The sequence below is a fragment of the Pseudonocardia nigra genome, from assembly GCF_019396355.1.
In the GTDB taxonomy this organism is placed as follows: domain Bacteria; phylum Actinomycetota; class Actinomycetes; order Mycobacteriales; family Pseudonocardiaceae; genus Pseudonocardia; species Pseudonocardia nigra.
On sequence record NZ_JAHKRK010000320.1, the window covers coordinates 1 to 6,401 of the forward strand.

General features: G+C 70.0%; 8 protein-coding genes. 2 read left to right on the forward strand and 6 right to left on the reverse strand.

Annotated features, from left to right (window positions below; genetic code table 11):
* Window positions 1-338 precede the first annotated feature (338 nt).
* From KME75_RS39035 to KME75_RS39050, 4 genes are read right to left on the reverse strand one after another with little or no spacing between them, the layout of a single operon-like run.
* Entirely contained in the window at window positions 339-770 is a 432-nt protein-coding gene (locus KME75_RS39035) for a chromate resistance protein ChrB domain-containing protein (protein WP_219419971.1), read from the reverse strand.
* Window positions 767-1,303, reverse strand: a complete 537-nt coding sequence (locus KME75_RS39040; RefSeq protein ID WP_219419972.1) for a Chromate resistance protein ChrB — start codon at window positions 1,301-1,303, stop codon at window positions 767-769. The genes KME75_RS39035 and KME75_RS39040 overlap by 4 nt, the downstream gene beginning before the upstream one ends.
* Window positions 1,300-1,515 carry a DUF378 domain-containing protein gene (locus KME75_RS39045; RefSeq protein ID WP_219419973.1) on the reverse strand — a complete coding sequence of 72 codons (216 nt, stop codon included), beginning with the start codon at window positions 1,513-1,515 and terminating at the stop codon, window positions 1,300-1,302. Before KME75_RS39045 ends, KME75_RS39040 begins: the two co-directional genes overlap by 4 nt.
* A 36-nt stretch (window positions 1,516-1,551) precedes the next feature.
* Window positions 1,552-2,562, reverse strand: a complete 1,011-nt coding sequence (locus tag KME75_RS39050) for a DUF1259 domain-containing protein (RefSeq protein ID WP_246633692.1) — start codon at window positions 2,560-2,562, stop codon at window positions 1,552-1,554.
* Window positions 2,563-2,777: 215 nt separating this feature from the next.
* On the opposite strand from KME75_RS39050, the gene chrA reads away from it, so the two are divergent.
* Window positions 2,778-4,193, forward strand: a complete 1,416-nt coding sequence (gene chrA, locus KME75_RS39055; RefSeq protein WP_219419974.1) for a chromate efflux transporter — start codon at window positions 2,778-2,780, stop codon at window positions 4,191-4,193.
* A 1,017-nt stretch (window positions 4,194-5,210) separates the two neighbouring features.
* Here chrA and KME75_RS39060 read toward each other — a convergent pair.
* Entirely contained in the window at window positions 5,211-5,438 is a 228-nt protein-coding gene (locus KME75_RS39060) for a hypothetical protein (protein ID WP_219419975.1), read from the reverse strand.
* 340 nt (window positions 5,439-5,778) lie between these two features.
* Here KME75_RS39060 and KME75_RS39065 point away from each other — a divergent pair, with 340 nt between their 5' ends.
* On the forward strand, window positions 5,779-6,240 hold the full coding sequence (locus KME75_RS39065) for a hypothetical protein (RefSeq protein WP_219419976.1): 462 nt from the start codon (window positions 5,779-5,781) through the stop codon (window positions 6,238-6,240).
* On the opposite strand, the gene KME75_RS39070 is transcribed toward KME75_RS39065, so the two are convergent.
* The coding region (locus KME75_RS39070) for a hypothetical protein (RefSeq protein WP_219419977.1) at window positions 6,216-6,401 on the reverse strand (186 nt) is incomplete at its 5' end. The two genes, KME75_RS39065 and KME75_RS39070, sit on opposite strands and share 25 nt — an antisense overlap.

The following is a 6,401-nucleotide window of genomic DNA, read 5'->3' on the forward strand; positions in this document are numbered from 1 at the left end:
ATGCAGGTCAGGTGCGCTGTCGTTGCGCTGTGGAGCGAGCATGGAGCACATTACGCCCCTGAGTCTCGGCTCGCGATGGCCAAACTTGACTCGTTCTTACCGACTTCTTCGGTCCTAGCTCACCTAGTTGGAACGCCGGCGCCCACATACCCGGCGACCTGGTGCTTTCCGGGGTCCAGAGGCGCCGGATCGAGCATCACTGGCATTGGTCGACGCCAGTTCGTGGCCACGAGTGTGGCCAAAGATCAACGTCTGAGCGCAGGGCAGTACGCGGCAGGGCGCGTCAGCTAACGCTCATGTTGCCGCCTTGCGGGGACGCCGCCGTGCCTGGTTGCTCGTCAGGCAGGCTCTCGTCCGAGCAGGGTGGCGCGGCGGTAGTACTCGTAGAGGCCGTCGAAGAGCGGGGCGGTGTGGGTGAGGACGTCGTGATCGGTGCAGACCATGGATAGGGCGCGTAGTGCGACGTCGAGGCCGGGGGCTTCGGGTGCGTCGTAGCGTTCGTCGTCCAAGTCCGCTTCGTGGACGATTTCGGCGACCTTCCATAGGACGGGGTCGTCGAGCTGGTAGCGGCGCAAAATGGTTTCGAAGCTGCAGTCGCCGTTGTGGTGGGACAGGTCGACGCCGGGCATGTCGAACGGGGTGGCGTCGGTGGGCACCGCGGCCGGGTCGGTGACGAAGACGAACTCGGCGGCGGCGTCGATGTGGCGGCGGATCAACCAGGCGCACGCGGCCCGGTCGATGTGGATCGCCGCGCGGGTGGTCCACTTCATCGCTGCTCCTCGAGGGTGAGGCGGGTGTCGGCGGCCCGGTCGCGATCGTCGCCGGAATCGAGGGAGCGGGCCAGTTGGTCGACGGCGGCGCGGGCCAGATCGCGTTCGACAGGCGGAAAGTAGTCGCGGCGGGTGATGCGCCGCAGTTCCGCCCGCAGTCGCCGCAGCGCGGTGGCCCCCTGGCTGGGATCGGCGCTACGGGCGATGGTGGCCTGGTCGAGGATCGCCCGGTACTCGGCGGCACGGGCGGTGGCCATGCCGGTGGCCAGGTCACGTTCGGTGCTGGTCGCGGCGGGAGAGGCCGTCCACACGGCGGCGGTTCCGCCGCCGTCGCGGATTTCCTCGGCGATCCAGTCGAAGTGCTCCCGGGTGCGGGCGTCGGCGGGTAGCGCGACGAGGCCGTCGGAGATCTGGGCGACTCCGAGGCGTTTGAGTTTCCGCCACACACTGATGCGGCGGGTGGAGGGTTCGCGGGGCATCCGGTAGGACAGCAGCACCCACTGCCCGGGATCGGCGGGTGGCTGGCTGGTCACTGGGTCGGTTTCGGGCCGAGACCGATGACGCGGGCCACCCAGTAGAGCCCGGAGAGCCCGATCAGGACGAACACGATGTCGTCGAGCGGGTCAGCAATCGGCTCCAAGGCGCGGTCGAGCACGTTGACGTCGGTGACGAACGCCGCCCAGGCGAACGCCCCGACGAGCAGGAAGGCGAACGCCACCCAGTCCAGCAGATTCTGCGGCCTCATCGGCTTACCCCTCTTCCACTGACACTGCTGTCGCTGTCATCCGACCGGCCGGACGTTGTGGGCGTCGACCGCGCGGGCCAGGGTCTGGGCGAGCGCGGCGCCGTCGTCATTGGCCCAGAAGTGCATGTAGAACAGGCGAGGCTGCTCGGCGAGGGTGTGGTTGTGCAGCTCGACGATCTCGATCCCGCCCTCGCGTAGCGCCTGGATCACGCCTTGGACTTCGTCGGCCGTCATCACGAAGTCGCCGTTGATCGCCGCGTTGCCGCCCCCGGTGGGCTGGAAGTTGATCGCGGTCGTGACGCCCATCGCTGGCGGCAGTACCCGCCCATGCATGCTCACCGTCTCGGCGCGGGCGAAGGAGAACTTGTAGATCCCGCCCTCGGCGCTGCCTGCGGTGCCCAGCGCGGCATCGATGGCCGCGGTGTCCAGGTCGAGCTGGCCAGTTGAAGGGGACCCGGAGCCGGCGGGTGGGGTCGCGGTTTGGTCCAGGGCCGCTCGGATTCCACGAGCTAAGGCGACCGGGTCCGGGCCCGCGGCCTCGAAGTGGGTCCACCAAATCGGCGGCTCGTGGGCGAGCAGGTGCTTGTGCACCGCGGTCTGGCCGATCCCGTTGTCTTGCAGCGCCGTGGTGACCTGCTGCAGCTCCTGCTCGGTGACCACCAGGTCTCCCATCACCATCGTGGTGTCGGGGTAGCGGGCGAACGCCGCGTAGGAGCCCAGCGCGAACCCGGGCGCGATCTGCACGCCCTGCGAGGTCACCGACAGATCCGCGCGGGGGAAGCTCACCCGGTACACCGTCTCGTTCGACAGCGTGCCCTGGCGACCCAACGCTTCCGCGACGCCCTGCCAGTCCCCCTCACTGGTCGGCACCGGTGCCACAGCGTCCTGCGCGGCGCCCTGTTCGGTCTCGTGAATGGCGGCGTCCCGAGTGGCGGTGACATTCTCACCGGCCGCTCCCGCCTCGCCGCCGCTGCTGCAGCCGGCGAGCACTAGCACCGCAGCGCCGGCCACCGCCAACAGCGCTCGCCGTCGTCCTGCCGAGGTCATGACCATCAACCTTCGCCTCGCTTCCGGCACGTCCCTTCGACCACCCCGCACGCTAGTGCAACCATGGTTGTCGTGCACCATGAGCATCCCTTGACTGCACATGACTCAGCCGGCCGTGAAGCACCACACCTCAGCTAGCCCCTTGGTGCAACCAAGGTTACGGTGCGGGACGTTAGTGGGGGCGACCGCCGCTCTGATCCGTCGGGAGGTTGTCCGTGAGCTCGTCCGAGCCCAAGGACCGCAGCACGAACTCGTCGTCGTCTCCGCCGGCGACGTCGATGCGGGATCTGGTGCCGTTCCGCAGCGCTGTGCGGGCCTGGTTTCTGGTGTCGCTGCAGACATTCGGTGGTCCGGCCGGCCAGATCGCGGTCATGCAGCGGATGCTGGTGGAGGAGAAGCGCTGGATTGGGCAGAAGCGGTTCCTGCACGCGCTGAACTACTGCATGCTGCTGCCCGGCCCGGAGGCCCAGCAGTTGGCCATTTACGTCGGGTGGCTGCTCAACGGCGCCCGCGGCGGGCTGGTCGCGGGCACGTTGTTCGTCATCCCCGGGGTGCTCGCCCTGCTCGCCCTGTCGGCGATCTACGTCGCGTTCGGCGAGACCACCGCTGTCGTTGCGCTGTTCGCCGGCCTCGCCCCGGCCGTGCTCGCGATCGTCACCCAAGCGGTGATCCGGGTCGGGCGCCGAGCGCTGGCCCACCCCGCGCTGGTCGCGGTCGCCGTCGCAGCGTTCCTCGCCCTGGCGGTGTTCGCCATCCCGTTCCCCGTCGTGGTCGCCGCCGCAGCCGCGATCGGCTGGGCCCTGGGCCGGTTCGCCCCGCACACAATGCGCGGCGGGGACCGGCACGACACGGCCGACGGCCCGGAACCGCTGATCCCCGACGACGCCCTGCACGCCGAGAAGCCCAGCACCCGCCGCGCGCTGCGCGTGCTGATCATCGGGCTGCTGCTCTGGGCGGCACCGCTCATCGTCGTCGCCGTGCTCGCTGGCACCGGTAGCGTGTTCATCGAGCAGGGCATGTTCTTCTCCGCCACAGCGCTAGTCACCTTCGGCGGCGCCTACGCGGTGCTCGCCTACGTCGCCCAACGCGCCGTGGAGGTCTACGGGTGGCTCGCCCCTGGGGAGATGGTCCGCGGCCTCGCGCTGGCCGAGACCACCCCCGGGCCGTTGATCATGGTGGTGCAGTTCGTCGCCTTCCTCGGCGCCTTCCGCGACCCCGGCGCGCTCGACCCGTGGGTCGCTGCGCTGATCGGGGCGCTGCTGACTACCTGGGTGACCTTCGTGCCGTGCTTCCTGTTCATCTTCCTCGGCGCCCCCTACATCGAGCGGCTGCGCAACAACCGCTCCCTGTCCGCCGCGCTGACCGGTATCACCGCCGCGGTCGTCGGCGTGATCGCCAACCTCGCCCTCTACTTCACCCTGCACACCCTGTTCGCTGACACCAGCACCACCACCTGGGGACCAGTACGGCTCGAGATACCCGACCTCACCAGCCTCCGCCCGGTCGCCGTCATCATCACCGCCGCCGCCCTACTGATGATCTTCAAGATTCGGTGGTCAATGCTCCGCACCCTGGGCGCCTGCGCCCTCCTGGGCCTGGCGGCCGCGTTGACCCCCCTGCCCCTGACCTGACCCGTGGACAGCCATGTGCCCGAGCTTGAGCTGCCGCCGGGGCACGGGAATCATCGGGCGCACAGGGGGTACTTGACAGGTGCGATGCCGGCCGCGCACGCAACCGCGGACAACATGCAGATCACGGTGGGGTCAAGCTGGCGGACACGGGCTGTTCCGCCGGGACCGCAACCCAGTCTGCACCGGCATGATCGCCGCCAATGCGGCGCGATGTCGATGGCACAGACCGCAGTCTCGATGCTGGCACAGGTCTGCCTGGTCGCGGCGGTGCAGATGCAGGTCCGGGTGGTCGAGAAGCCCCTACCTGCGCCGCGTCCACGGCGACACCTCTAACCGCCACACTGCCAGGCGGGCCGCTTCCTGCCCAGCATGAGCGCGGCCGCGTCGCGGCGGGGGCGGCGCACCTGCGCGCCCGGGTGAACACCGCCGCATCCTGCACCCCGACGGCGAGTTCCGCTCCGCCAGCGCGGAGGAGTGGCCCGAGTTCGAGCAGCAGTCCCTGCTTCGCAAGGTCGCCCTCGGCAACTGCCACCGCCCCCTACGGCACACCATGCGTCCACGACCACGCCTGCACCGCTGCCGCTTCCTTCAGGTGGACCCTGCCCAGCTCGGGCGCCTCGAGGAGATGACCCGTCAATGCCGAAGCCCGACTCGCCGAAGCGTGCGACAACGTCTGGCTCGGCGAGGTCGCCGCCCTCGAAGAAAGCCTCACCCACCTCCGTCGACGCCGCACCGAGGCCGAAGCCCGGCGCGACGCCCGGCCCAAGAGCCTGAGTTTTGGCCAGTTGACTGAACTCTGGGGGTCCGGAGCTCAGACGGCTTTCAGCCCTGCTCTATGGGGGTTGTGCCGAGTAGGTGGCCGTCGGGATCGGTTACGGATCGCGTAGGTGAGGCCCTTGTCGGCGAGCCGGTGGTGGACGTCTGCTGCGGGTTGGTGTGGGCGAACCTGGTTTCCGCAGCTGTTGCCCGCTGAAAGTGCCTGAACGTGGGGTCCGCGTCAACCACAGCCCACCGCGGTCAGCGGGCCACCTCCACCGGCTCCGCGATCCGGCCCGTGAAGGTGCGGCACAGCGCGGTCCGGTCCGGGTGGGAGAACTGCGCCACCGGGAGCCCGTCGCGCACCTGCCAGTACACCGGGGCAACCCCGACAGCCTGTTCCCCGCACCCGGGGCAGACCAGATCGTCGGGGTCAACGAACCGCCGAACGATGCTGCTCGTCGCGCTGGTCGTGGTGCTGGCGCCCATGCTGACCTCCGATGCTGGCGGGGCCTGGTGGCCCGTCCCCTTGGGGTGGCGGGGCGCTGTCTCCCCGCCGCCGCAAGGCGTCCCAGCACGGCCGTGGAGGCTCGCGGTCACGGGCGGCCGCAGGCCGTCGCGACAGCGACGCGGAGCGTCAGCGGAGCGCCCTTGACCGTGAGGTCGGCCGTGCTAAGCCATGGGCCGGCAGGCCCCCGCCGCAGGCGGGCGATCGGGGTAGTTCCTCGGCCCGCGCGGCCCTGAGCGCAAACTCCCGCCGCTGGAGTCCGGCGGGCCGGGACCTGCGTGGACGTCGCAGACTGTCGGTGGTGCCTGTCACAGTGGGCGCATGGAGGTCACCGAGAACGACATCAAGCGGATTCCGGTGGGCAACCTCCGGGTGCCCCGCGCCGAGTTCGCGGCCGTGTGGGCCGCCGCTGAACTGCTCGATCAGCAGCAAGGCGACCGCGGGGTCACCGACTGGTACGCGGCTGGTGTCGCGGTGACCTGCGAGTGGATCGCGGGCGCAGTCGTTCGGACGCGGAACGGACGGCGATTCCTCGCCTACTCGCCGGTCACGAATCGCACCGTGACGGCGTATGAGGAGCTGATCGAGGCGGAGTACCTGGCCGCGGAACTGCTCGACGTCCGGCGCCCGGATCTGCTGGAGCACCGGCCGGGATGGTGTGAGGCGATCCGGGCGACGCTGCGGTGGGCGTGGCGGCGCAGCGGTCCGCCGCCGCTGGAGCTGCCCGCGGCAGCGCCCACCGTGAGCTGGGGCCGTACTCACAGCACCTCGGCGGGGTCGTAGCCGACGGGGTCGTAGCCGGCGGGCTTGTATCCGACGGTGTCCTCGTCGACGTCGGCGGTCTCGTCGGCGTGGTCGTCGGTGTGCCAGCGGTTCAGTTCCTCGGCGCGGTGCTCTTCGGCTTCCTGCGCGTCGGCGGCGTCGCGGGCGCGCATTTCGACCAG

Coding starts and splice junctions, on each gene's coding strand:
- KME75_RS39065 (WP_219419976.1), top strand. CDS start 5,779: ATGGAGGTCACCGAGAACGACATCAAGCGGATTCCGGTGGGCAACCTC.
- KME75_RS39045 (WP_219419973.1), bottom strand. CDS start 1,515: ATGAGGCCGCAGAATCTGCTGGACTGGGTGGCGTTCGCCTTCCTGCTC.
- KME75_RS39050 (WP_246633692.1), bottom strand. CDS start 2,562: ATGACCTCGGCAGGACGACGGCGAGCGCTGTTGGCGGTGGCCGGCGCT.
- KME75_RS39060 (WP_219419975.1), bottom strand. CDS start 5,438: ATGGGCGCCAGCACCACGACCAGCGCGACGAGCAGCATCGTTCGGCGG.
- KME75_RS39035 (WP_219419971.1), bottom strand. CDS start 770: ATGAAGTGGACCACCCGCGCGGCGATCCACATCGACCGGGCCGCGTGC.